This window comes from Phycisphaeraceae bacterium (assembly GCA_040222855.1).
Lineage (GTDB): Bacteria > Planctomycetota > Phycisphaerae > Phycisphaerales > Phycisphaeraceae > Mucisphaera.
Genome location: JAVKCD010000003.1, coordinates 665,812 through 690,742 on the forward strand (window position 1 = coordinate 665,812; position 24,931 = coordinate 690,742).

Annotated in this window: 23 protein-coding genes, 2 tRNA genes and 1 pseudogene; 15 read left to right on the forward strand and 11 right to left on the reverse strand. The window is 61.2% G+C overall.

What is annotated here, in order from left to right; translation table 11 throughout:
• Positions 1-40: 40 nt before the first annotated feature.
• Entirely contained in the window at positions 41-238 is a 198-nt protein-coding gene (locus RIG82_03015) for a hypothetical protein (protein ID MEQ9459914.1), read from the forward strand.
• Positions 239-319: 81 nt separating this feature from the next.
• Here the strand turns inward: RIG82_03015 and RIG82_03020 are convergent, their stop codons facing one another.
• The 4 genes from RIG82_03020 to RIG82_03035 form a co-directional block, all read right to left on the reverse strand.
• Positions 320-1,069, reverse strand: a complete 750-nt coding sequence (locus RIG82_03020; GenBank protein MEQ9459915.1) for a hypothetical protein — start codon at positions 1,067-1,069, stop codon at positions 320-322.
• Between the two features lie 243 nt (positions 1,070-1,312).
• Positions 1,313-2,092: a hypothetical protein gene (locus RIG82_03025; protein ID MEQ9459916.1), complete on the reverse strand. Its 780-nt coding sequence runs from the start codon at positions 2,090-2,092 to the stop codon at positions 1,313-1,315.
• Positions 2,093-2,285: 193 nt separating this feature from the next.
• A complete protein-coding gene (locus tag RIG82_03030; protein ID MEQ9459917.1) occupies positions 2,286-3,521 on the reverse strand; it encodes an argininosuccinate synthase in 1,236 nt (411 codons plus the stop codon).
• A gap of 98 nt (positions 3,522-3,619) precedes the next feature.
• On the reverse strand, positions 3,620-4,666 hold the full coding sequence (locus RIG82_03035; GenBank protein ID MEQ9459918.1) for a sigma-70 family RNA polymerase sigma factor: 1,047 nt from the start codon (positions 4,664-4,666) through the stop codon (positions 3,620-3,622).
• 217 nt (positions 4,667-4,883) lie between these two features.
• Between RIG82_03035 and RIG82_03040 the strand changes: the two genes are divergently transcribed.
• From RIG82_03040 to ggt, 13 genes are all read left to right on the forward strand, one after another.
• Entirely contained in the window at positions 4,884-5,804 is a 921-nt protein-coding gene (locus RIG82_03040) for an excisionase family DNA-binding protein (GenBank protein ID MEQ9459919.1), read from the forward strand.
• A gap of 84 nt (positions 5,805-5,888) precedes the next feature.
• Positions 5,889-6,986: a M20/M25/M40 family metallo-hydrolase gene (locus RIG82_03045; GenBank protein ID MEQ9459920.1), complete on the forward strand. Its 1,098-nt coding sequence runs from the start codon at positions 5,889-5,891 to the stop codon at positions 6,984-6,986.
• 15 nt (positions 6,987-7,001) lie between these two features.
• Positions 7,002-8,318 carry an alpha-amylase family glycosyl hydrolase gene (locus RIG82_03050; GenBank protein MEQ9459921.1) on the forward strand — a complete coding sequence of 439 codons (1,317 nt, stop codon included), beginning with the start codon at positions 7,002-7,004 and terminating at the stop codon, positions 8,316-8,318.
• Between the two features lie 51 nt (positions 8,319-8,369).
• A tRNA-Pro gene (locus RIG82_03055) sits at positions 8,370-8,443 on the forward strand.
• A gap of 455 nt (positions 8,444-8,898) precedes the next feature.
• The gene (locus RIG82_03060; protein MEQ9459922.1) at positions 8,899-9,849 is read left to right on the forward strand and encodes a mechanosensitive ion channel family protein; all 951 of its coding nucleotides are present in this window, start codon (positions 8,899-8,901) and stop codon (positions 9,847-9,849) included.
• Complete coding sequence (locus tag RIG82_03065) at positions 9,842-10,060, forward strand: hypothetical protein (protein MEQ9459923.1); 219 nt, start codon at positions 9,842-9,844, stop codon at positions 10,058-10,060. The genes RIG82_03060 and RIG82_03065 overlap by 8 nt, the downstream gene beginning before the upstream one ends.
• Before the next feature lie 127 nt (positions 10,061-10,187).
• Positions 10,188-11,618: a UbiA family prenyltransferase gene (locus tag RIG82_03070; protein ID MEQ9459924.1), complete on the forward strand. Its 1,431-nt coding sequence runs from the start codon at positions 10,188-10,190 to the stop codon at positions 11,616-11,618.
• A 19-nt stretch (positions 11,619-11,637) separates the two neighbouring features.
• The gene (locus RIG82_03075; protein MEQ9459925.1) at positions 11,638-13,005 is read left to right on the forward strand and encodes an FAD-binding oxidoreductase; all 1,368 of its coding nucleotides are present in this window, start codon (positions 11,638-11,640) and stop codon (positions 13,003-13,005) included.
• Positions 13,005-13,766, forward strand: coding sequence for an SDR family oxidoreductase (locus tag RIG82_03080; protein ID MEQ9459926.1), 762 nt, complete (start codon positions 13,005-13,007; stop codon positions 13,764-13,766). Before RIG82_03075 ends, RIG82_03080 begins: the two co-directional genes overlap by 1 nt.
• Before the next feature lie 20 nt (positions 13,767-13,786).
• Complete coding sequence (locus tag RIG82_03085) at positions 13,787-14,206, forward strand: SMR family transporter (protein MEQ9459927.1); 420 nt, start codon at positions 13,787-13,789, stop codon at positions 14,204-14,206.
• On the forward strand, positions 14,199-15,809 hold the full coding sequence (locus RIG82_03090) for a hypothetical protein (protein ID MEQ9459928.1): 1,611 nt from the start codon (positions 14,199-14,201) through the stop codon (positions 15,807-15,809). The genes RIG82_03085 and RIG82_03090 overlap by 8 nt, the downstream gene beginning before the upstream one ends.
• 97 nt (positions 15,810-15,906) lie before the next feature.
• Positions 15,907-17,667, forward strand: a complete 1,761-nt coding sequence (locus RIG82_03095) for a Na+/H+ antiporter NhaC family protein (GenBank protein ID MEQ9459929.1) — start codon at positions 15,907-15,909, stop codon at positions 17,665-17,667.
• A gap of 21 nt (positions 17,668-17,688) precedes the next feature.
• Positions 17,689-19,416 carry a gamma-glutamyltransferase gene (gene ggt, locus RIG82_03100; GenBank protein MEQ9459930.1) on the forward strand — a complete coding sequence of 576 codons (1,728 nt, stop codon included), beginning with the start codon at positions 17,689-17,691 and terminating at the stop codon, positions 19,414-19,416.
• Here the strand turns inward: ggt and RIG82_03105 are convergent, their stop codons facing one another.
• From RIG82_03105 to RIG82_03115, 3 genes are read right to left on the reverse strand one after another with little or no spacing between them, the layout of a single operon-like run.
• Entirely contained in the window at positions 19,417-20,052 is a 636-nt protein-coding gene (locus tag RIG82_03105) for a MarC family protein (GenBank protein ID MEQ9459931.1), read from the reverse strand.
• Positions 20,053-20,087: 35 nt separating this feature from the next.
• Positions 20,088-21,380, reverse strand: coding sequence for a lactate racemase domain-containing protein (locus RIG82_03110; GenBank protein MEQ9459932.1), 1,293 nt, complete (start codon positions 21,378-21,380; stop codon positions 20,088-20,090).
• Positions 21,380-21,913: a gluconokinase gene (locus tag RIG82_03115; GenBank protein MEQ9459933.1), complete on the reverse strand. Its 534-nt coding sequence runs from the start codon at positions 21,911-21,913 to the stop codon at positions 21,380-21,382. The genes RIG82_03110 and RIG82_03115 overlap by 1 nt, the downstream gene beginning before the upstream one ends.
• Before the next feature lie 151 nt (positions 21,914-22,064).
• Between RIG82_03115 and RIG82_03120 the strand changes: the two are divergent.
• Positions 22,065-22,238: pseudogene (locus tag RIG82_03120) on the forward strand (integrase core domain-containing protein).
• A 108-nt stretch (positions 22,239-22,346) separates the two neighbouring features.
• On the opposite strand, the gene RIG82_03125 reads toward RIG82_03120, so the two are convergent.
• The 4 genes from RIG82_03125 to tuf all read right to left on the reverse strand — a co-directional run bounded on the left by RIG82_03125 (position 22,347) and on the right by tuf (position 24,908).
• A complete protein-coding gene (locus RIG82_03125) occupies positions 22,347-23,087 on the reverse strand; it encodes a hypothetical protein (protein MEQ9459934.1) in 741 nt (246 codons plus the stop codon).
• Positions 23,088-23,145: 58 nt separating this feature from the next.
• A tRNA-Trp gene (locus RIG82_03130) sits at positions 23,146-23,218 on the reverse strand.
• A 90-nt stretch (positions 23,219-23,308) separates the two neighbouring features.
• Complete coding sequence (gene rpmG, locus RIG82_03135; protein ID MEQ9459935.1) at positions 23,309-23,488, reverse strand: 50S ribosomal protein L33; 180 nt, start codon at positions 23,486-23,488, stop codon at positions 23,309-23,311.
• Positions 23,489-23,702: 214 nt separating this feature from the next.
• Complete coding sequence (gene tuf / locus RIG82_03140) at positions 23,703-24,908, reverse strand: elongation factor Tu (protein MEQ9459936.1); 1,206 nt, start codon at positions 24,906-24,908, stop codon at positions 23,703-23,705.
• Positions 24,909-24,931: the final 23 nt, after the last annotated feature.

Genomic DNA, 24,931 nt, shown 5'->3' on the forward strand with positions numbered 1-24,931 from the left:
GTAAGGATCCGTCGTCTTTTTAAGGCTCGTGGAGACCGGCATGAAGCAAGTCGCCAGATTATTCGAGATCGATTGTCTTGACGCTCAGGGCGTCATGCGTCGTCGGATCCGGTTGATCGCCCGTGACCTGCGACACGCTGAAGGGTTGCTCCGCGATCAGTATCCGCAAGCGATGGTGCTGCGTTGTGAGGAGATCGCTGCGGGCAAGCTGGTCCCGGCGGAGCGTCAGACCGGTTAAGGGCATCAGCCGTCTTGAAACAAGACAACGCCGCGCTCCGGTGGGGAACGCGGCGTTGCTGTTTATCCAGAAGAGGCTTGATCAGGCCTGACGACGAGCGAGCAGACCGGCCAGACCCAGCAGGCCCGCGAAGGCGGCCGTGGGGGTCGGGATGATCGGGGGCGGGGGCGGCGAGTCCATGAAGTACATCTGATCCTGCTTGTTCGCTGTGAGCGGGACATTGGGGTCGGGTGAGGAGAGCCCACCGAGGCTGTAGTCCATGGCACCCGTAAAGGCGATGGCATCAGCAAGAAGGCTCTGGGCATCGGTCAACCAAGGCTCGCCGGCATCGGCCGATCGGAGCTGGGCTCGGAAGCTGCCGTCGGTCAGGCTCAGGCTGCCGAGGCCCGTGGTGGTCTCGTTGACGATCTCCCAGATGGCCATCTGGAAGGGGACGATCTGGTCGAAGCCCCAGGAACCAATGGAAGCACCGAAGTCATCGATGGCGACGTTGGCGAGCTTGGTAAGGAGGGTCGCGCGAGCGACGCCCATGGGGCTGGGGTTCGGCGGCCCGCCGTTGTCCTTGGGCGCGTCCCAGATATCCACGACGCTGTAGGTCGCCGAGTTGCCGACGGTCTCGAAGGCTTCGATGCAGAAGGTGATGAGATCGCCTGCCGACTCGACAGCGCCGAGTGATCCGCCTCCGTTCCAGGTGAAGCGTCCGCCCGTGAGGCTGGTGTACGAAGCCCCGCTGTCGGTGGAGATTCTCACGGCCTTGCCTGAGAAGCTGGTACGCGTGAGCGAAACCGTCGCCGCCTCCGCCGCCACGCTGGCTGCCATCAGCGCAGTCACAGCTACAATTATTCCTCTACCTGCGATCATCTCAAATCCTCTCCCAGTTGGGAAACTGTGTTATGGGTCCCTACCCAAATAATACCCTAGCACAGATTCCGGCCTGCACCAATGAAACTTAGAGATATGGCAGAAGATCGCGGGCGATTCGCGTGAAATGTCAAGATAGAGAAGCAGCCCGTCGCGTGACGGGCTGCTTCGTGTGAATCTGGGATGTCATGAGTCGCTCGAACCTAAGGCCGATCAGGCCTTGTTCCGGCGGGCCAGGAGGCCGGCCAGACCGAGAAGTCCGGCACCCGCGGCGGCGGGGGTGGGGACAACCGGGGGCGAGGGCGGGACGTTCCGCACGGTCACCTGGTCCTGGATGCGAGCCGTGAGGGACTCGAAGGGTGAACCGAAGGCGATCAGTTCGACCGAGTTCTCGGTGGACATGGTCATGTCCAGGAGGTTCTGAGCGGTCGTAGCAATGTTGTTGGTGTTGCCGTAGGTGCTGTAGAAGGCACCTCGGTTGCCGCTGGACTGCATGATGTTGAGCATCTGCAGGCCCTGGACGACATTCTCATTGACGACTTCCCACACGGCGAGCTGGAAGGCCTTGATGTAGGTGAGGTCGAACGATCCGTTGACCTTCCAGTCGTCGAGGTCGGTGCCCAAGAAGCCGACAGCGAAGAGCTTGGACAGATTGTCCGCACGCACGACACCCATCGGGTTGGGGTTCGGCCCGCCGACGTTGTTATTCGGTGCCTGAGCGGCATCGAGCACGTGGTAGGTGTTGTGGCCGCCGCTGAGGCTCTCAAACGCCTCAATGCAGAAGGTGATGAAGCCCTGGGCGTTCCCGATCGAGGTCAGATGGACCTCGGGTGTGTCGCCAGCGACCTGCGTCCACTTGATGATGCCAGCGCTACGGGTTCCGAAGTTGGTGTTGATGCCACCGCCGTGGTAGCCCTCGTAGTTCAGCGTGACAACGCTGCTGGCCTGAGCCGTTCCAGCCATGGTTCCGGCCACAAGCGCGGTGGCCAACATCAAACGATTCATAATCTCCCCAATCACGTAGAGGTTAAAAAGAACCGGCGGTTGCCGGACAAGAGAACCATGCCATTCAACAGCTGGCTCTCCAAACGCCTGGACTGAAAGTTCCGAGAATCTGTCGGCGCATGGCATCACGGTCGGCAAGCGTGCCGCGTCTAACCCAACCGATACAAGCCTTACAAGTTGTCTATTTGCGAGAGCGTTGCCGCTGGCCCGCGACCATCATGGGCAGGCCGTACAGATCGATGAAGCCTCGGGCTGCGGTGATGTCGTAGCCCGCCATCGCGAAGCTCGCGAGCTTCTCGTCGTAGAGGGTGTTGGGGCTGTTGGCCTCGACGGCGAGGGCCTGACCTTTATAGAGACGAACCTTGACGTCGCCGGTCATCACCTCGTTGGCACGATCAAAGAACGCCTGGAGGGCATCGCGCAGCGGGTGGAACCACTGGCCGTTGTAGACCAGCTCGGCGTAGCGCGACGCGAGCCTGAGCTTCTCGTGGTAGAGGTCTCGTTCGAGACAGAGCTGTTCGAGTGCCTTGTGTGCTTCGTAGAGAATCGTTCCGCCGGGGGTCTCGTAGACACCGCGCGACTTCATCCCGACGAGCCGATTCTCGACCAGCAGCGTGGTGCCCACAGCGTGCTTGCCGCCCAAGGCGTTGAGTTTTTCGATCACCTCGTGGCCGGCGAGCTTCTTGCCGTTGATCGAAACCGGGTTGCCCTTCTTAAAGCCGATCGTCACAACCGCACCCTTGGCCGGTGCCTTCTCAGGCGGCACGGACATGACCAGACAGTCGTTCCACTTCGGTTCGCTGCCGGGGCTTTCGATCTCGGCACCCTCGTGAGAGATGTGCCAGAGGTTACGGTCGCGCGAGTAGATCTTCTTCTTGCTCTGATCGATGGGGATCTTGTGCTTCTTGGCGTAGTCGATCGCAGTCTCGCGGTCGGTCAGACCCGAGTCTAGGAAGGCGGGGTCTTTCCATGGCGAGATGATCTTGAGCTTGGGGTTGAGGGCCTTGTAGGTCAGCTCGAACCGGACCTGGTCGTTGCCCTTGCCGGTGGCTCCGTGGCCCACGGCGTCCGCTTTGGTCTGCTTGGCGACCATCACCTGGTGCTTGGCAATCAGCGGACGCGCGATGCTGGTGCCCAGCAGGTAATCGCTCTCGTAGATCGCGTGGGCCCGGATCATCGGGAAGCAGTATTCCTCGGCGAACTCCTTACGGAGGTCCTTGACGACGACCTCGTCGGCGCCCGAGGCGTAGGCTTTTTTCTCGATACCTTTGAGCTCGTCGCCCTGACCCAACTCAGCGGCGAAGGCAACGAGTTTGACGCCCGGGTAGCGGCCCTTGAGCCATGGGAGGATAACGGAGGTATCCAGCCCGCCTGAGTAGGCGAGCACGATCTTTTTCGGGTCTGAGCTGGCGGGCATCACAATCTCCAGGTGGGGACCATGCATCATAAGAAAACGCCCGCAGCATGTGTGCCGCGGGCATTCGAGAAGAGGGGGGTCAAAGGTAAGTGGCCCGATTAAGCGGTCTGCTCGGCGAGTTCCAAGTCCTCGGCGAGGTCTTCGAGGTTGGCGTGGCTATCCAGGAACGTCTCTTCGAGTCCCTTGCGGAGTTTGCGTAACGCGCGGTTCTGGATCTGGCGGACGCGCTCCTTGGTGAGACCGATCCGTTTACCCACTTCGAGGAGCGTGGAGGGCTGCTCGGCGGTTGCCTCATCAAAACCAAAACGCTGGCGGATGACCTCGATCTCCAACTCGCTGAGCCCGGCGACGTTGTGCTCGAGGAGTCGCACGGCGTGCTCGGCACAGCCAAGCTCCTGCTCCTGGGCTTTGCGCTCGGCGTGGTCCGATCGCTCGAAATCCGGATTGGCCTCGACGGGAAACAACTTGCGGTAGCGCGTGGTTTTCTCGCCCAGGCGGCTGAAGGATTTGAGGATCGAGCGACAGGCATAGGTCGAGAACTTGAAGCCGCGGCCAGCGTCAAATTTCTCGATCGACCGTACCAAAGCCATGTTGCCCTCGGCGATCATCTCCGAGAAGTCGAGTCGACTGCGCTCGAACTTACGAGCCATTGCCAGGACGAGTGCGACGTTGTACTCCGCGATGGTCTCGCGGAGATGTTGTGCCCTGCGGTCCCAGTCGAGGAGTGCCGTTGCCTGGCGGATGCCGACACGACGGGTCTGGATCGACTCGCGGACCTCTTCGGCTTGGTACCGGCAATAGTTGTAAGCCGTGAAGATCACCCGTTCCTCGGCCGCGGTGAGAAGCTGAGGTTGTTGGGGCTTCGCGAGCTGAAGCACCGGCGTGTTCTGTTCGAGATGGTAGTACCAATCGACCGAAGCACGGGGGATTGACTCGGCCTCTGACAGCAGCTCGGCGATACCCAAATCGTCATTGAAGAGGTCGCTACCCATGTAAGCAATGGAGTCGGCGAGAAGTTCGATCAAACGCTTGTGATCAGCCGCGGGCAGCACAGCGGGGAGAGACCAACCTTCGAGGGTGAGGGTCGCTGAGGGACCCGTGGCCTGATTTCCGGTGTTCGATTTTTTCTGAACTTGTCCGACCATGATGTCACCTCATTCTGGGGTCTGGGAAACGGGAGGGGATAGTCACGCTCAAATATATCTAAAGCGTTCATATCGTTCACGATCACCCTAGCGTATACCAGTAGTCACGTCCAGTGCTGGATCGCTCATATGGGAAAAATTTGAGAAAGTAGGCAAAAAACTTCCCCATTAGCCGGTTGTGGCTTATAGTCAAAGCGTCCAAAACATTCGGAATGCAATGCCAAAGCACTACTTAACAACCAAAGAGATGGCCCGGGCCATCGATGTCAGCCCCTCGACGCTCAAAAGATGGGTGGATCTCGGCAACATACGGGCTCCCCGGACCGCTGGCGGGCACCGGCGAATCCCCATAGAAGAGGCAATCCGGTTCATCCGGACCAGCGGACTCCCGATCCGTGACCCGAACGCGGCTGGTCTGCCCGAACTCGTCGAGGCGATGAAAAATGGCCCGGCGAGTGTGGCCTCATCCCCATCGGATCAAGGCAACCTGTGCTCTGTGCATCCTGTCGACGAGGCTTTGAAGAGTGAGGACATCGTAAAGTTTCGGGGGGTCCTGCTGAACTTCTACTTGAAGCACGCGTCGGTGGCTGGCCTCTGTGACGGCCCGCTGGGTCCGTACTACAGCGCTAAGCCTGCGTCAAAATCACCCACGCCGGGTGAGGTGGCGGTCCGTCATCGGGGGGTTGATCTGTGCGTGCAAGGGCTGAACCACATCAGGCGGCTCCAGCCCAAGCCCGCAGATGATGCGCCCCGAGCCCTGGGCGGGGCGGCCCCGGGTGACCCCAACACGATCGGTTCGCTGATGGCCGCGACGCTGCTCGCAGACTTGGGGTGGCAGGACACCAACTTCGGCGCGTCGCTGCCGATCGATGCTCTGTTGGAAGCCGCACAAGAACAACCACCGAGGCTGATCTGGGTGACGGTGTCAGTGCCTGTAAGCGCGAACATGCTGAGTGAATGGTGCATGGCGTTGAGCGCAGCAGCGGCTCAATACAATGCTGACGTCGCGATCATCGGCGACGACCTCCCTTCCCTGCCCGAGCAGCAGCCAGAGCGTCTCCATCTGGTCAGTAGCATGGCTGGTCTCGAACAGCTTGCCTCCGGTTGGTATCGCCAAGACACACTAGCCATCACCTGACATCCTTCAAGCCGGCTCCGTGGCCTGCTCAACCCGCGTGGTGTACCGTGGTTGGATCACCGACGCGATCTCACGGAGTCAAACATGGTCAAGACCACCTCAGGCAAGAAGTCCCCCGCCGTCCCCGCCCTTCTGGAGCAACTCACCACGACCGCAGGGGTTCCGGGTCGCGAACATCGAGTCCGGCAACTCATCGAAAAGCAAGTCAAACCCTTGGTGGATGAACTCCGCACCGACCGGCTGGGGTCGCTGATTGCCACGCGCTATCCCAGAACCAAGTCGGGCGCGAAGAAGAATGCCAAGCCGTCATTGCGCATCATGATCGCAGCCCACATGGACCAGATCGGGTTCGTGGTGAAGCACATCGACAGCAACGGCTTTCTCCGGTTGGTCTCGGTCGGCGGGTTCGATACCCGCAATCTTTTCGCGCGTCTCGTGAAGGTCTGCCCGGATGTTCGAGACCCGAAGAAGGACCTCCCTGGCGTCCTCAATCCGGGTGGGAAGCCCGTGCACATCGCCTCGGCGGAGGACCGCAAGAAGGTGCCCGAGATCGACGAGCTCACCGTTGACCTCGGGCTCCCCGCTGAGAAGGTCAAGAAACTGGTGAAGATCGGCGACATGGTCGTGCTCGATGCGCCGGTCCGCTCCGTTGGGCAGTCGATCGTCTCGCAGTGCATGGACAACCGAGTGGCCTGCTACATCGCTATCGAGGCGCTGCGCCGTCTCAAGGCACACAACGCGGAGATCAACATCGTCTTCACGGTGCAGGAGGAGGTCGGTCTGCGTGGTGCCGGGCCTGCCGCGTTTGGGATCAAGCCCGATGTCGGGATCGCGCTCGACACGACGCTCTGCTGCGACACGCCCGGCGTCCCCGACACTGAGCGCGTCACCGAGCAGGGCCAGGGCGTCGGGCTCAACGTCATGGACGGGGCCGCCATCACCGACCTGGACCTCTACGAGCAGATCGAGGCGATCGCCACACGGAAAAAAATCAAGGCCCAGCGCACGCTACTGCACCGAGGCGGGACCGACGCGGGCACCATGCAGCGTGCCGGCGAGGGCATCCCGGTGATGACACTCCTGACACCAACGCGGTACATCCACACCGTCACCGAGATGGTCCATCGTGACGATCTGCAGTCCGCGATCGACCTGCTGACGGCGTATCTCGAATCAGCTTGATAAAGAGGGTTCTTGATGAAACGAGCCAGGGCTTACGTCGTGCTGATGGGGTTGCTCTGGTGGTCGCTGACCACGACAGCACTCGCCCTGCCCCCTGTCGAAGATGTCGTGGTGTACGAGGTGAACCCGCGTGCCTTCAGCGATTCAGGGGACCTGACTGGCGTGACCGAGGGCCTTGATCGCATCGCCGGGCTCGGCGCTAACGTCATCTGGCTGATGCCGATTCACCCGATCGGCCAGGTGCGGAGCGTGGGCGGCCTCGGATCCCCCTACTCGGTCCGAGATTATCTCGATGTAAACCCGGAGTTGGGCGACCTCGATGACCTGCGTGCATTGGTCGCTGCGGCGCACGACCGCGATATCGCTGTCATCCTCGACTGGGTCGCCAACCACACCGCGTGGGACCACGCCTGGGTCGCGGAGCAACCGGATTGGTACACAAAGGATGAGGCTGGCGACATCACGCATCCGCCCGGCACGAACTGGCTGGATGTCGCGGACCTGAACTACGACAACCCGGCGCTCCGGCGGGCCATGATCGACGCGATGATTTACTGGGTCCGCGACGTGGGCGTCGATGGCTTCCGATGCGATTTCTCCGATGGGGTGCCGATTGACTTCTGGCAAGAGGCCATCACGCGGGCCAGGGCTTCGGTCGATCGCCCGCTGCTGATGCTCGCTGAGGGCACGCGCCCGGAGAACCTCACGCAGGCCGGTTTCGACCTGAACTACGACTGGTCCTTCTACGATGCGCTCAAGAAGGTCTTTGTTGAGAATCAGCCGCCGTCGCTGATCCTTCGCACCCACGCGGAGCGTTATCGCGGACTGCCCGCGGGCAGGCACTGGCTGCGATGGACCTCGAACCACGACCAGCACGCGTGGGATGCTTCGCCGATCGAGATTTTCGAGGGTGAAGAAGCTTCGCTGGCAGCCTTCGCGGCGGCGTTGTACGTCGGCGGCGTCCCGCTGATCTACAACGGGCAGGAGATTGGCGTCGCCGAAACGATCCCGTTCTTCGAACGAGCCCCGATCGACTGGTCCGCAGACACAGGACTCCGCGAGCGCTACCGCCAACTCATCGAGAGCTACAACGCCCATCCCGTCCTCCGCAACGGGCGGCTAACGAACCTGAGCAATCAGGATGTCCTGGCCTTTGTCCGCCACGAGGGAGATCAACGCGCCCTGATCCTGATCAACACCCGGCCCAAGCCATCAGACATCACCCTTCCATGGTCCCGAAGCTGGCTCAACGGATTCAGCGGAGAGCTCACCGAGATACCCCGCCGACTGAGCCTGGATCCCCACGAAATCAGATTGCTGATCCAGCCCTGAGGGCTCGGAGCCAACTCAGGGTATACTCCGCTGCTCGCGCGGGGGGCAGATCGGGGCGTAGCTCAGCTTGGTAGAGCGCGGTCTTTGGGTGGCCGAAGTCGTCGGTTCAAATCCGGCCGCCCCGATTGGTTTCCTTTGTGACCTTGATGCATCTATTGAATGAAAACACAGGGCTTCATTCATGGCACTTGTACCCTGCCCAGACTGCGATAATAAAATCTCAGATGCGGCTCATTCTTGCCCGATCTGCGGTCGCCCGATGCGTTGGTCTGAGTCGCGCATTTCCTCAGCTGCACCCTCTTGGAATCCTGGCGTTGCTGCTGTTCTTAGCCTTGTGATTCCGGGCGCGGGACAAATCTACAAAGGGCAGATAGCAAACGGCTTGCTATGGCTAGTTGTGGTTGTCATTGGATATGCCCTGCTCGTCGTCCCGGGTTTGATTCTTCACGTTTTTTGCATCTGTGGTGCGGCCTCGGGAAGAACATCAAACTAAGACCCGGCAACTCGGAGCGTCTTCGTTTTGACTAGCTGGTGCTAGGACACATCCACATAGTTGGATCGTCTTGTTAATCTGAGAATCATGGAAGGCAGCCCATCCTCCCCCACCCCCGACGCCCCCATCTTCTCAATCGAGCGTATCAGCTCGATCCTCACGAACACGCTCCAGCAGTTCGTTGATGGCTTTGTCGCGAGCCTCCCACAGGTGTTCGCCGGACTGCTGATCCTGATCCTTACCGGGGTCCTCGCGGCCATCGCTCAGCGGGTCTCGCATCGAATGTTGCTGCCAGTCAAGGTCCGTGAGTCGCTCAAGGAACTCGGTGAACGCTTCATCACGTTCGTGGTCTGGTTCATCGGCCTGATGGTCGCGACCATGATCGTGTTCCCCGACATCTCGCCGGGTGACGCTCTGGCCGCCCTGGGCATCGGCTCCATCGCGATCGGCCTCGCCTTCAAGGACATTTTCGAGAACTTTTTCGCCGGCGTGCTCATCCTCTGGCGCTTCCCGTTCGAGAACGGCGACTTCATCGAGTGCGACGGCCACATGGGCAAGGTCGTTTCCGTTACCGTGCGCAACACGCTCATCCGCACCGTAGAGGGGGTCCTGCTGGTCATCCCCAACGCCACGATCTACAAGAGCGTCGTCCGCATCCTCACCCACAGCACCACCCGCCGACAGTCCATCACCTGCGGGATCGCCTATGGCGAATCCGTCGCCGAAGGACGCCGTATCATCAAGGAGTCCGTTGAGGGCTGCAAGAGCCTGGCACCGGGCCGCCCGGTCGAGATCTTCGCGATGGCCTTTGGCGCCTCGAGCATCGACTTCGAAGTCGCGTGGTGGTGTGGCTCAAAGCCCTACGACATCCGTGCCTCACGCGATGAGGTCATCCAGGCCGTGAAGGAAGGCCTGGACAACGCCGGGATCGAAATCCCCTTCCCCTACCGCACGCTGGTCTTCAAAGATGGCGGCCCCGTCCGCATCACCCAGACCGGCAGCAATCAACCTCTAACCGGAGAGAACGACAATGCCTGACACCACCGAACTCCGTGCCCGATTTCAGGCCCGTAAAAAAGAGATCGAGGCCCAGCTCGACCGCGCCAGAGCTGACGCATCGGCCAAAAGCGATGAGCAGACCAAGAAGCTTCAGTCCCAACTCGATGAACTCAAGAAGGCCGCCGTCGAGGGTTGGGAGAACCTCAGTCAGTCAGCTATCGATCAGCTCAGCGACCTCCTGAAGAAGTGAGTCTGCCAGAACCGGCCGATGCGTCCGGATAATGCCCCGACCCCTGCGTCTTGCCAACGTCAACCCGTATCGGTCCGCACCCTGAAAGAAGCAGGGTGAACCCCCCATAGACCGATTAAGGTCTTACATGATCCCCTTGTTTGTCGATCTTGACGGCACCCTTGTAGCCACAGACTGCCTGGTCGAGAGCCTCATCGGGGTTGTCCGCCGTGCGCCTCGGCGAGCACCTGAGGTTCTGCTCGCCTGGCGCAGCCAGGGGCGACCGGAACTCAAACGATTGTCCGCTGAGATTGCTGACATCGACCCCGCCACACTCCCCTACCGAAAACCAACCCTCGATCTCATCGAACAGGCCCGAGTGGCGGGGCGACCGGTCATTCTGGCGACAGCCTCCCACATCGATATGGCCCGTAAGGTCGCCGACCACCTCGGCGTCTTTGACGATGTCCTGGCCTCCGAAGGCTCGATTAATCTCAAAGCTCACCGCAAGCTCGAAGCTATGAAAGCTTGGTGCGCCCAGCGCGGCCACGACCACTTCGCCTACGCAGGCGACGCCAACCCCGACTTGGCCATCTGGCCCGAATGCCATGAAGTGATTGCCGTGGCACCTTCGCGTGGTCTACGCAAAAGCATGGACCAACTCGGACTCAAACCACGCATCATCGACGAAGGCGGGATCCAGCTCAGTCACATCTTCAAGCTCATCCGGCCCTACCAGTGGACCAAAAACCTCTTGGTCTTTGTACCCGCCATCCTCGCCCATGAGTTGAGCGATCCAACCATACTGATGATGGCGATCGTTGCCTTCGTTGCCCTCTCGCTCATCGCCTCTGCGGTGTACGTCGTGAACGATCTGCTCGACATCGAGTCTGACCGTCACCACCGCTCGAAACACAAGCGCCCAATGGCCTCAGGCTCGGTCCCACCGACCGCTGGACCCGCGATCGCTGGCGTCCTCGGCATCTCAGGTCTCATCCTTGCCGTCACGTTGCTCCCGTGGATCGCCACCGGCGGGCTGCTCCTCTATCTGCTGCTCACCAACCTCTACAGCTTCTGGCTCAAACGCAAAGCCGTCGTCGATGTCATCATCCTTGCCTCGCTCTACACCCTCCGTGTCCTCATGGGCGCATGGGCATGTGGGCTCGATCCTTCCAAATGGCTTCTGGCGTTTTCGATGTTCTTCTTCCTCTCGCTGGCCTTCGCCAAGCGTTACACCGAGGTCTCCCGGATCGAATCCGAGCGCGATGCCGACAACACCGGACGCGGTTACCGTCTTGGCGACGAAGCGATTATCCGTGCCATGGGCCCTTCTTCCGGCTTTGTCTCCATCCTTGTGCTGGCGATGTTCATCGCCGAAGCCAACCGGGCCTGGTATGCCCGCCCTGAACTTCTCTATCTGCTCTGCCCCCTTCTGCTCTACTGGGTCTCCCGCGTCTGGCTTATGGCCCATCGCGGAGAGCTTCACGATGACCCCGTCGTGTTTGCCCTTCGAGACGGCGCCAGCCGTATCCTCGCCGTCGTTGGTCTACTCATCTTCGTGTTGGCCAGCGGGACCTGATCGCTAGAAAGCACACGCCATGGTCACCTGGGCAACACAATCCGTCGGCGGCTGGGGACGATTCCCAATCCACGACTGCCCCGTCAGCCGACCCGATGGAGAAGAGCAAGTCCGCTCCGCACTCTCAGGCAGCAACGGTCGATCGATCATCGCGCGGGGACTCGGTCGATCATACGGCGATCCCGCCATCAACAACCAAGGCGGGGTCGTTCTTCAGGCCCAACGCAACCGCATGCTCGCCTTCGACAAAACGACCGGCGTGCTCACCGCAGAAGCCGGTGTCAGCCTCGCCGAGATCATCGACGCCTTCCTGCCTCGTGGCTACTTCCTACCCACCACACCAGGCACCAAGTTCGTCACCCTTGGCGGGGCCATCGCCGCAGACATCCACGGCAAGAACCATCACATCGACGGCTCGTTTGGCAGCTTCATCACCTCGCTCCGGCTGATGCTTGCCAATGGCTCGATCCTGACCTGCGCAAGAGACGAGAACCCGGATGTGTTCGCCGCAACCCTTGGCGGGATGGGTCTCACAGGCATCATCCTCTCCGCATCACTCCGCCTGCGCCGCGTGCCCTCGGCCTACTACCAGGTCGCTTACCGGCGCGCGAGCAACCTTGACGCTGCACTCGAACTGTTTGATCGTACAGACACCGAATACCCCTACTCCGTCGCCTGGATCGACTGCCTGGGCAAGGGATCCTCACTCGGTCGATCAGTCCTGATGCTCGGCCGGGATGCCCAACCCACCGACCTGCCCGATCGCCTCCGGGACACGCCGTACCAGATCCGCAAACAACGAACCAAATCCGTCCCATTCGACTTCCCCGCCATCGCACTTAACAGTTGGTCCGTTAAAGCCTTCAACACTCTCTTCTATGCCAAGCACGCCGACACCACCAAGATCGTAGATTATGACACTTACTTCTATCCCCTCGATTCCATCCATGCATGGAACCGCATCTATGGCCGCAGGGGCTTCATCCAATATCAGGTTCTGCTCCCGCGTGAGAACTCGCGTGAGGGACTGATCCGCGTGCTCGAAGCAATCTCGTCCGCCGGTGCCGCATCTTTCCTCGCGGTGCTCAAGACCAGCGGACGTGTCGGCGACGGCCTGCTCTCCTACCTCTTCCCGGGCCACACCCTCGCCCTCGATATCCCCAACTACGGCCCGCAACTCTTCGAACTCACCCGGAAACTCGACCGCATGCTGCTCGACGCCGGCGGACGACTCTACCTCGCCAAAGACGCCACTATGGATGCCGAAACCTTCTCCGCGATGTACCCGAACCTCAACCGCTTCAAAGCGATCAAAAATAAAGTCGACCCCGACCAACGCTTCGACTCGGTCCAGGCACAACGACTCGGTATCACGGAGCCCCGATGATGAGTCAGCCTTCTCTCGGCAACTGGGTGGTACTGGGCTCAACCTCGGGAATAGCCCGAGCCATCGCCCTTGAGCTAGCAGGGCAAGGCGCTTCGCTGATCGTTGCGGCACGTGATGAGGACCAGGCGCGAGTTCAGGCAAAAGATATCAAAATCCGCACCGGCTCTAGCGCGACCGCCTTCTGGTTCGAGGCCACAGCATACGATGGCCACCACGCCTTCGTCTCCGCCTGCGAGGAAGCCTTTGGCGAACCGATCGCTGGCGTCATCCTCTGCTACGGTGCAATGCCGCCTCAGGAAGAAACCGAGCACGACTTCGCGATCGCCCGAAAAACCATCGACACCAACTACACCTCCGCCGTTTCGATCCTCCACGCCTTCGCTGGCAGATTGGAGAAGCAGGGTACAGGCACGATCGTCGCGATCTCATCAGTCGCAGGCGATCGTGGCCGCGCGACCAACTACACCTACGGCTCTGCCAAAGCCGGGCTATCTGCTTTCCTCCAGGGCCTCAGAAACCGGCTCCACAGCAAGGGCGTTCACGTCCTCACAGTGAAACCCGGATTCGTCGATACCCCGATGACCCACGGACTGATCAACCCTGATTCGCCACTTGTGGCCAGCCCACAGCGCGTTGCCGGCGACATCGTCAAAGCGATTCGCCGGAAGCAGAACGTGCTCTACACACTCTGGCTCTGGCGATGGGTCATGCTCATCATCACCCTGATCCCAGAGCCGATCTTCAAACGCATGCGCATCTAAAATCCGCGCCGGAGAACCTCATGCACCTGCTCGCGCTGGCCATAGGCATCATCAGCAACGCCGCTGCCAACATCCTGATCAAGACCGCGATGCGCCGCCTCAGCGATGCCCAGCTAGGGCCCGCCTTCTTCCTCCAGGCCATCCTCGATCCAATCCTGATCACTGGCATCCTCTGTTTTGGCCTAGCCCTAGCGTTCTACGCTTTTGCCCTGACCAAGATCGACCTCTCCATTGGCTACCCCGCGATGACCTCTCTGGGCCTGATTATCGTTGCCGCATGGTCGGCCGTCGTCTTTGGCGAAAAACTCTCCATCATCCGCCTCGCAGGCATGGCCGCCATCCTCCTCGGCGTCGCCCTGCTCTTCTGGTCGTCAAACGGACAACAAAATCTCAAATCTGAAGAAACCCCGTTTCCATCCGAGGCTGCCACTGATGCCTGAGATCCCAACGATTCCCCGCGACCACCAGCACACCACGGGGTGGGTCACCCACATTCTCCTTACAGGCCTCTTCCTCCTCGGATTCTTAGGCCGAATAATTCCTCTGCTTGATCCCAATCGTGTCTTCACGCAATGGGCGACCGAGGATGGCTATCTCACGCTCACCATCGCCCGTAACATCGCGCTTGGTCGGGGCATGACTGTCTCGGCTGGCACCGTCGAGACCAACGGCACACAACCCCTGGCGACCTTCACTTATGCCGTCGGCTTCCTCCTCGCTGAAGGTGATCGCTGGTGGGGCGTCCTCTTCGCTCATATTTATCAACTAGCAATCTTCCTGCTCGCCGCCTGGCTTCTCTACCAACTAACAAGCCGGGTCCTTGCCGGATCAAACCTGCCACGCTGGGTCGGTCCCATGGCGGTTGCCTTCTGGTACACCGGCGGCCCCCTCACAGGACATGCCATCAACGGCCTGGAGACCTCCACCTACCTCGCAACACTAATCCTCTCGATCCTCGTCTGGCATCGCTGGGTGATTGATGGCCGCCCTGGCTGGGCGACACCAGGACCATGGCTGGTCGGATTGAGCCTGGGTCTGGTGGCATGGGCACGAATCGATGCTGTCCTGTTCATTCTCGCATTGACCATCTGGCACGGCCTGTACAGGCTGGGCACGCGACGTGCCTACCTCGTCACAGCATTCAGCGAATCCATGATCATGGGCTGCACCGCCGCAGCCGTGGTCAGCCCATGGCTGATCAGCAACAAGATACGCTTCGATCGCTTCACACCCATCAGCGGCGTAGCTCAATCAGCTTCCGCCAGCTTTGCCAGCAACCTCACCACCGTGCCTGCCAAACTTTCCGAGTACGCCACCGGCGTCCTGCTCATTCCCAGTTCGCTGGAAACCAGGCCCGCAGTCATGGCTCTTTGCTGGGTCGTCGTTGCCGCCATCCTACTCATCACGCTCATCAACTGGCATCGCTTGACACCCGCCGCTCGTCTCTTCGCCGGGCTCGGGATCGCCGCTTCGGCCATCTATGTCAGCTACTACGGGCTGTTCTTCGGTGCCGAGCACTTCATTGCGCGATACCTCGCCCCGCTCTCAATCTTTCTAGTTTTGGTGACCCCTCTACTCCTCGCGTGGATGTCAGCTCGCCTGGGCCAACTCGGCCGCTTCCTACCCATAGTCGCCCTGCTTCTCGCCATCGTGATCTCCTCAGGCTTCTACTGGCGTAGCTATCAACAGGGCACCAACAATGGACACTTCCAATCCGTTGACTGGGTCAAAGCCAACGTCTCACAGGACACTTGGGTCGGTGCGGTCCAGACCGGAACCCTCGGCTTCTTCCACGAGCAAACCCGAAACCTCGATGGCAAGGTAGACCCCGTCGCACTCCAGCATGTTCTCGACGGCACGATCCCGCAGTACATTGCTGATAGCGACATCGACGTTCTCGCCGACTGGGCCAGCCTGTCCGTCTGGACCAGACATCAGCCCATCGCTGATAACTTCGATCTGATTGTCAACGATACGAACCTCAACCTCGCCGTGTTTACACGCAAGGGTTTCGTCGTGTTGACACCTCCCACCACCCCCTGACCACAAGACCCAACCGATCCGGTACCCTGTCAACGCCCTGCACGAGGGCTGTCGTGGTTCTGGCCTGTATCCCCTCTTCGCTCTGGAGGGCTCTCACGTGTCCGATAGCAGATCCCCCTCTCGCTCGCTCTCACATCGTCTGCTCCACCCCGGCTTCTGGCTGATGCTCCTGTGCCTCGGCAGCGCCGCCTACGTCGGCCTCTACGTCCCGCCCACCTGGATCGTGCAGTCCACCACCCTCGACGCCTACCAGAACGCTGAGGGAAGCTGGGTCTACACCTACCGCGGCAACGAAACCTCACTCGAAGCCGCCGTCCCCGTCGGGGATTCTCCACTCGTGGAGAAGAACCTCATCGAAGGCACCTCGCCGCCTGTCACCAGCCAGATGGTCTACGAGACCAACGATGATGGCCGACACTATTTCGAGCTGCGTGCCTACCAGCACTGGCATCTCTGGTCGCTGCTGCCCGCCTTCACCGCCATCCTGCTCTGCGTGGTCACCCGTGAGCCCCTGACCTCCCTCGCTGGCGGGGCCATCGCGGGCGTCCTGCTGCTTGGCCGTTACAACGTCATTGACGATGTCCTCATCCCCACCATCGCTTCCGACTCCGTCACCGAAGTCATCCTCCTCTACTGCGGACTCCTTGGCGGGCTCGTCGGAATCTGGTCCCGTGGCGGGGCCGCCCTCGCCTTCGCCCACTGGGCCGCCAGCCACATCGTCACCGGACCACGCTCGGCCAAGTTCCTCACCTGGCTCCTTGGCGTCAGCTTCTTCCAGGGCGGAACCGTCTCCACCGTCATGGTCGGAGCGACTTCACGCCCCATCGCTGACCGCGAGAAAGTCAGCCACGAGGAACTCAGCTACGTCGTCGACTCCACGGCATCACCCATCGCAGCCCTGATCCCCCTCAACGCCTGGCCTGCCTACGTTCAGGCACTCATCTTCGTCCCGGGCGTCGTCTACCTCGCCACACCCGAAGACCGCCTGGCTTTCTACTTCTCCTCGATCTTCCTGAGCTTCTACGCCCTCTTCGCTGTCATCGGCACACTCCTGCTCTGCTTCGAGAAGCTGCCGTTCATCGGTCGCCGATTCCAGAACGCCATCATCCGCGCCCGCACCACCGGCGAACTCAACGCACCCGGTTCTTCACCTCTCTCCTCTAAGGAACTCGAAGACCCCGAAACCCCCGAAGGCTTCACCCCAAGCCTCTGGAGCTTTGTCGTCCCGCTGGTGCTCCTGATTTCCTTTGCGATCGGTACCTACATCCAGACCGGCTCGCCCAATGTCACGCTGGCCTTCTTCATCGCCTTCGTGTCCGCAATCGTCATGGAAATGGCCCGCGGCATGAGCCTCCACGAGATCGTCGAGGGCATCGGCCTCGGCATCAAAGCCGTGGTCGTCGCCGCCTTGATCCTGGTCACCGCCATCATGGTTGGCAATCTCTCCAAGGACGCCGGGGGGGCCGCGTACCTCATCTCCCTCCTCGGCGACAAGATCCCCTACATCGCTCTGCCGGTCTGCTTGCTGTTCCTGACGATGGTCATCTCGTTCTCCACGGGAACGAGCTGGGGTACCTACGCCGTCGCCTTCCCCCTTGGCATGCCCCTCGCGTGGGCCATCGCCCAGAATCAGGACCTTTCCAACCCCAAACTCTACATGATGGTCTGCTTCGCCACGATCCTCAATGGCTCGCTCTATGGCGACCAGTGCTCACCCATCTCCGATACCACCGTGCTCAGTTCGATGGTCTCGGGTGCCGACCTGATGGATCACGTGCGCACTCAAATCATCCCCGCCTCCGTCGCCATGGCCTTCGCCACCGTCTGCTGGACCGCCGTCGTCTTCTTCTTCTGTTAAGCCCACCCGAGAATCCTCACCATGCGTCCGTTGATCACCCTGCTCAGCACTCTCGCGCTTATCACACTCACCGCCTGCTCCTCAACGCCATCAGCCGCCACGCTCGATCCCGACCTCCGCGTTGATGTCGCCACATCGACGTCAGGCATGGTCGTCACCAACTCCGAGCAGGCCTCCCAGATCGGTGCCGACATCCTCGCCCGAGGCGGGAACGCCGTCGATGCCGCCATCGCCGTCCAGTTCGCCCTCGCCGTCACCTGGCCAGAAGCCGGCAACATCGGCGGCGGCGGCTTCATGCTCGTTGCACCCGCCGATGCCAACAGCGTCACCTGTATCGACTACCGCGAGACCGCCCCCGTCGCCTCGACCCCCAACATGTACACCTTCGGCGAGAACCGGCACCACCACCGGCACGTCGGCGTCCCCGGCACCGTCGCGGGCATGGCTCTTGCGTATGAGCACCACGGCACGCTCCCGTGGGCCGATCTGGTTGCCCCCGCCATCGATCTGGCTCGCAACGGCTTTACCGTCGATCAGCACCTCGCCGCCTCGGTCAATCGCGTCCTTGATTCAAAAAAGACCCAGACCGCCGACAACCTCGCTGAACTCCGCCGCGTCTACACCAAAACCGATGGCACGCCATGGGAGGCCGGCGACACCATGACCCTCCCCGATCTGGGTAACACCCTCGATACCATCGCCGCTCAAGGGGCCGACGGCTTCTACCACGGGCAAGTCGCCAAGGTATTCGCTGATGACATGACCAACAACGGCGGCATCATTACCGCAGACGATCTCGCCAGCTACCACGCCAAGTCCCGTCCCGCGATCAGCACCAACTACAATGGCCACACCGTCTACGGTGCCCCGCCACCCAGCTCAGGCGGGGTCACGATCACCCTCATGCTCAACATGCTCGAAGCCTTCGATACCGAAGGCACCTCACGCTACGGAAGCTCACGCACCCACCTGCTCGCCGAAGCGATGAAACGCGCTTTCTCCGAACGAGCCAAACACCTCGGCGACCCTGACTTCGTCGAGATCCCAGTCGCCCAACTCACCAGCAAACCCTACGCCCACCAACTCGCCGGCTCGATCTCGATGGCCCGGATGACGCCCAGCGAGCAACTCGCCCCGCCCATCGAACTCGCCGACGAATCACCCAGTACCACCCACTTCTCCATCGTAGACGCCTCAGGCATGGCGGTCTCCAACACCACCACCCTCGAACAAGCCTGGGGCAGCCGCATCATCCCCAAGGGCCTAGGCTTTGTACTGAATAACGAGATGGGTGACTTCAACTGGAAACCCGGTTACACCGACCGCACCTGGAAGATCGGCACCCCCGCCAACGTCATCGAGCCCGGCAAACGCATGCTCAGCTCCATGTCCCCAACGATCGTCAAACGCGAAGGTGAAGTGGTTGCCGTGATTGGCTCACCCGGCGGACGCACCATCATCAACACCGTCTTGGGCATCATCATCAGCACCATCGACGACCAGATGCCCATGCCAGAGGCTGTCGAAGCCTCCCGCATGCACCACCAGTGGTTCCCCGACAAGATCGTCGTCGAAGACACCTACTCCGACTCGACCATCACCGCCCTCCTCACCCTCGGCCACACCGTCGAGGTCCGCGATGGATCACAAGGCGCAGCCCACTGCATCGCCGTCGATCCAGGCACCGGCGTCATCACAGGTGTCGGCGATTACCGCCGTGGCGGGTACGCCATCGCTCCTTCTCAATAATCAGGCCCCCGCCACCGCCCCGCGGATCCCGGCGATCAGCATCTCCACGCCGACCACCGCCAGGATCAGACCCATCAACCGCGTGATCACCTTAATCGCGTTCTGACCGAGAATGCCGACGAACCACCGACCACCCAGAAAGAAACCGAGAGTCACCAGGCACACCACGGCAAACGCAGCCGTGACTCTGACCTGATTCCCAACACCGCCTTGTGCCGCATAACTCATCGCCGTCGCGATCGTTCCGGGTCCGGCGAGCAGCGGCATCGCTAAGGGTGAGACCGCCATATCCATGACATCATCCTGGCTCGAGACCTGATCATCCTCACTGGGATGATGGACCCGTGACGATTCCCCCTGCAGCATGTGATAGCCAACCAGCGCTACCAGGACCCCGCCCGCGATCCGGAAGGCAGGAAGACTGATCCCGAACAACTCGAAGATCAGGTTCCCCGTTAGCGTGAACGCCAGCACAATCAGGAACGCGAACAGGATTGAACGGGTCGCAACCAGTCTCCGCTGACGATCAGATAACTCCGAGGTCAAACCAAGAAATACAGGCGTATTCGCAATCGGATTCATGATCGCCAGAAACGCGACCAGAACTGTCGAAAAGTGCACCAAGGGATGATCCATCCCATCAGCCTATCAACAACGAGCACACCGACCACTCACACACTCCACAACCCCAGCGCCGGCTTGTCAATCACATAAGCCTCCTCGCCATCGGCCAGCGTGCGCCAGCCCGGCGTCAGGTCCTCAAGCCCCAACTCCGATCGCACCGTCTCCAGGTCCGCGTGCTCGTAACCCACCGATTCCACCTGCGCCTTGGTCACGCCCGGGCCGGTCGCGTACACGATCTTGAACCGCCCCTCACTACTGCCATGAATCAGGTGCGCCGCCGCGGAGAGATTGTCACGCAAGGCCTGATGATCCTTGACCGCCTTGAGCGTCGCAGGCGTCCCGCGATAGCCAAACCGCCGGATCAACCCATCAATCGCCTCGTCCTCGCCGAACGTCTCGATGCCGGGAGCCAGCACAATCAGGGTCCCGCCATCGGCCATCGCAAGCCGAGTCCGGTACACCGCCTTATTCCCCAGCCAGGTCGAGGCGAACTCTTCAGGCTCCAGATAGACGACACACCGATCGACCGGCCGCCCGAGCCGTGTCAGATTCACTCGCTGGCTCAGTTCCGCCGCCTCCTCGAAGGTCCGACGCTCCTTGCCGTAGAACAACCCGCGCAGCTTGAGCCCGCTGACCAGCGACTCGATCGCCGTGAACACAAACCGCACGTCCACCCGAGGCGTCACGAATCGCTCGAACCCCGTATCCAACGCCCGACGCACCGGCGTATCGAGCCGCCCCATGATCGACTCCATCCCGCACACCGCACCGAGAAAATGAGACAGGTGAATCGTCCCCGGCCCCCCCACGCCGATCAGAATGTTCTTGCTGTAGTTCGCCAGCCCGACAACCTCGTGCGGGACCACCTGCCCCAGGCTGATGACCACATCGTGCCCGCCATGAATCAGCTCACGATTTACCGCGACCTTCATCGGCGTAGCCACCCCCGCAGCCGACAGACGCCCACCCGACAACTCATCCACCCAGCCAGCATCAAGCTCACCCAACTCAACCAGGTCCTCGCGCCAGCGATGCGCGAGAATGTGCTCGGACAACACCGCCTCACCAAACATCCGACGATTCTGATCCGCCGTCATCGGCCGATGCGTGCCCAACGCCGGCATCAAGCGCACCCGCACCCCGCTCCGCACCAGCCGCTCGTACAAACCCGCCGCCAACTCCCCCGCCATCGAATCCAGCCGCGTGATATCTGGCGGGATCAACAGCACCGACTTCGCCCCGCCACTGCGCACGTCCTCAGCGATCCGATCCAGCGCCGAAGCCACCGCTGGCTCATCGAGCGATTGCGCCACGCCGCCCATCCGAAAAGCCTCAGCCATCACGCACTCCTGTCTGGCAACACCGCCAACACCTCGCCCACAATCTGCTCCGCCTCCTGATCAATCGCCACATGAATCGCCGAGTCCGTCGGGTCATCCACCCGCCCGGGTGCTTCCAGCGTCTCGAACTGGCTATCCAGCAACGCCGGCGGCATGAAGTGCCCCTGCCGCTGCGCCATCCGCTGGCGGATCACGTCCTTCGATCCCGACAGAAACACAAAACGCACCCGATCCGTCTTCGCCCGCAGCCGCTCCCGATACGCCCTCTTAAGCGCCGAACAGGCCAGCACCGCGCCCTCCCCATCCTCGGCCCAGACCGCCGCCTCTTTGGCCAGCAGATCCAGCCACGGCCAGCGGTCCTCATCCGTCAGCGCTTGTCCCGCCGCCATCTTGACCCGGTTCGACTCGGGATGAAAATCATCCGCATCATAAAACGGCACCCCCAGCCGCTCGGCGAGTAACGCCCCCACCGTCGACTTCCCGCAGCCGCTGACGCCCATGACGATGAGGACTAATGGTTTTTTCTGCACCATGAAAAGCACACCTTTCCATGGCCATCGTAACCGCCAACACCACGAGACTCATCTGACGACTTGAACAGACGATGCCGCCGCAAGATCCCCGCCATTCCCACGCTCAGCAGCACCAGTCCCGTCGGCTCGGGCACCGTCCGTCGCCCCATCAAACCCAAAGCTGCGCGATGAGCTATTGGCCCGAGAGCGGTTCGACACGCTCAAGGAGTCGAAGGTCTTGATCGAGCGGTGGCGGGTTCATTACAACACCCAGAGGCCGCATTCGTCGCTGGGTTACCGACCGCCAGCACCGGATTCCAGGGGTAAGTGTTACCACTGGCGCTAAACTCGGGGGCTGGTCATTCCCGACGGTGATTCATGCCTCGTCCCAAGCCCGACTATGACCTGATTTGACTATTAGAGCTAAGTATAACTCAGATAATGAACTACGAGGCTAGCAGTTGAAGTATTGGATGGGGTTCTGGCTGTGCTGGGTGAACTGGTCGGCGACAGAGCGGTCCAGGTATTTTCGACGGACGTTGTCTCCTGCGACGACGCCTATGAACTCCCAGCGGTCGGTGCGAGGATCGCCTTGCGGGTAGATGGCTTTGAAGGTTGAGCCGGAGGGCACCCATGCGGTGATGCGGTAGACCTCGCGCACGACGCCCTCGAAGACGGCCAGGGCGTAGTCGGCCCCGTCTCTCCTGCTGCCTGCTTTCCAGGCCGAGCGGGTGGCGTCGTAGAGTTCGATGGCGGGCATGCCGTAGTAGTAGGCCCTGGCTATGCGGATGGTGATGATCGGCTCGGCGATTTTGACCGGTCGTCGGTCGTAGAGAGACTTGATCTGGTCGAGAGACATCCGACCGTAGCGACGCTGGTGATGGCCCTGGACACGGTTGGCAAGTTGATCGAGACCCAGCAGGGTGATGGCAGCCATCTCGACGTTGAGGGCATCCGACTCTTCTTCAAGCCCGTGGATGAGGATCTCGACGCGAGGTTCGAGCTTCTTCTGGTGGAGTTCGCGGATGATCTCATCGTGGGGGGTGCCGCCCTTGCCGTCGATGTGTGCGAGGGCGCGATTACCCTTGCCTTTGCCGACGTAAAACACCTGATCAGTATCAGGCCGAACATACAGATAGACGTAGTAGCCGAGGGCACGTGTGACGGAGGCGGGGAGGCGTTTGGGGAGAGACATGTTCGGTGTCCCCAGAAAGAAACATGATTTGATGCGGTAAGGATGTTATTGAGCCGAACACGCCAGGCAGGACTCGAACCTGCAACCTGCGGATTTGGAATCCGCTGCTCTGCCAATTGAGCTACTGGCGTAACAGCGCACGAAGCGCCAAAACTCTAACCCAACCAACCTGGACCCTTGTGCACCCAGCCAACCTGCCTTGAATGCGGGGGGCGGGGGGGTTACTTGCGCTTGATCTTGTGGAGCGTGTGCTTGCGCAGGCGGGGGCTGTACTTCTTCAGACCCTCCTTGAGCTTCTCGGGCAGGCCGCCCTTGACGTTCACGGGGGTGCGGTAGTTCAGGTCCTGCGTCTCGGTGCACTGCAGCCAGACGTACTCGACAGCATCTTTCGACTTGGCCATCACAGGCCTCCAATCTTCATGAACCAGCCCGAATCAGCGGGCCGGGGATCCGCAACCCCTGTAGCGACGGGGGTTGCGTGGGGGGGTCAGTAAAAGCGGGCGGCGGAGTCAACCGCCGCCCGCATCAGAATACCTGATTCAGCCTCATCTCAGAAGCCCTGCGATCAACTCCTTGTCAGGAGCCGACAACCCGACTTCCGAGCCTGGCTGGTTGTTACGCCAGGATCTTGGTGACGACGCCGGCGCCGACCGTTCGGCCGCCTTCACGCACCGCGAACCGCAGGCCCTCTTCCATGGCGATCGTCTTCTCGCCGAGGTCCACTTCCATGGTGATGTTGTCGCCGGGCATGCACATCTCGGCTCCACCCTTGAGGGTGATGCCGCCGGTGACGTCGGTCGTGCGGAAGTAGAACTGGGGCTTGTAGCCGTTGAAGAACGGCGAGTGACGGCCGCCCTCTTCCTTGGTGAGGACGTAGACCTCACCCTCGAACTTGGTGTGCGGGGTGATGGACTTGGGCGCCGCGATGACCTGGCCACGCTGGACATCTTCTTTTTCGATGCCGCGGAGCAGGGCACCGACGTTGTCGCCGGCCTGGCCCTGATCGAGGGTTTTGTTGAACATCTCGACACCGGTGACGGTGGTCTTCTTCTGCTCGCCGAGGCCGATGATCTCGACCTCGTCGCCGACTTTCATGACGCCACGATCGATACGGCCGGTGGCGACGGTTCCGCGGCCCTTGATGGAGAACACGTCCTCGATGGACATGAGCAGGGGCTTGTCGGTTTCGCGCTCGGGCTCGGGTATCCATGTGTCGATAGCGCTCATCAGCTCGCCGATGCAGGCCGAAGCGGTGGCATCGTCGGGCTTCTGGAGCGCGGGGAAGGCGGCGCCGCGGATGATCGGGGTGTCGTCCTCGAAGTCGTACTTGGCCAGGAGTTCCTGGACTTCGAGCTCGACGAGGTCGAGGAGTTCCTCATCGTCGACGAGGTCGACCTTGTTGAGGAAGACGACCAGCTTGGGGACGTTCACCTGGCGGGCCAGGAGGACGTGCTCTTTGGTCTGGGGCATGGGGCCGTCGGCGGCGGAGACCACGAGGATGGCGCCGTCCATCTGGGCGGCCCCGGTGATCATATTTTTGACGAAGTCGGCGTGGCCGGGGCAGTCGACGTGGGCGTAGTGACGGTTTTCCGTCTCGTACTCCACGTGCGAGGTTGCGATCGTCACGATCTTGGTGGCGTCACGACGGCCGTCGGCCGCGGACGCTTTGGCGACGTCGTCGTATGAGGTGAAGCTCGCCAGACCCTTGGCGGCCTGCACTGCGGTGATGGCCGCAGTCAGGGTCGTCTTACCATGGTCGACGTGCCCGATTGTGCCGACGTTGACGTGCGGCTTAGTCCGTTCAAATACACCCTTGGCCATCGCTCATTAACCTCCGCCACTGT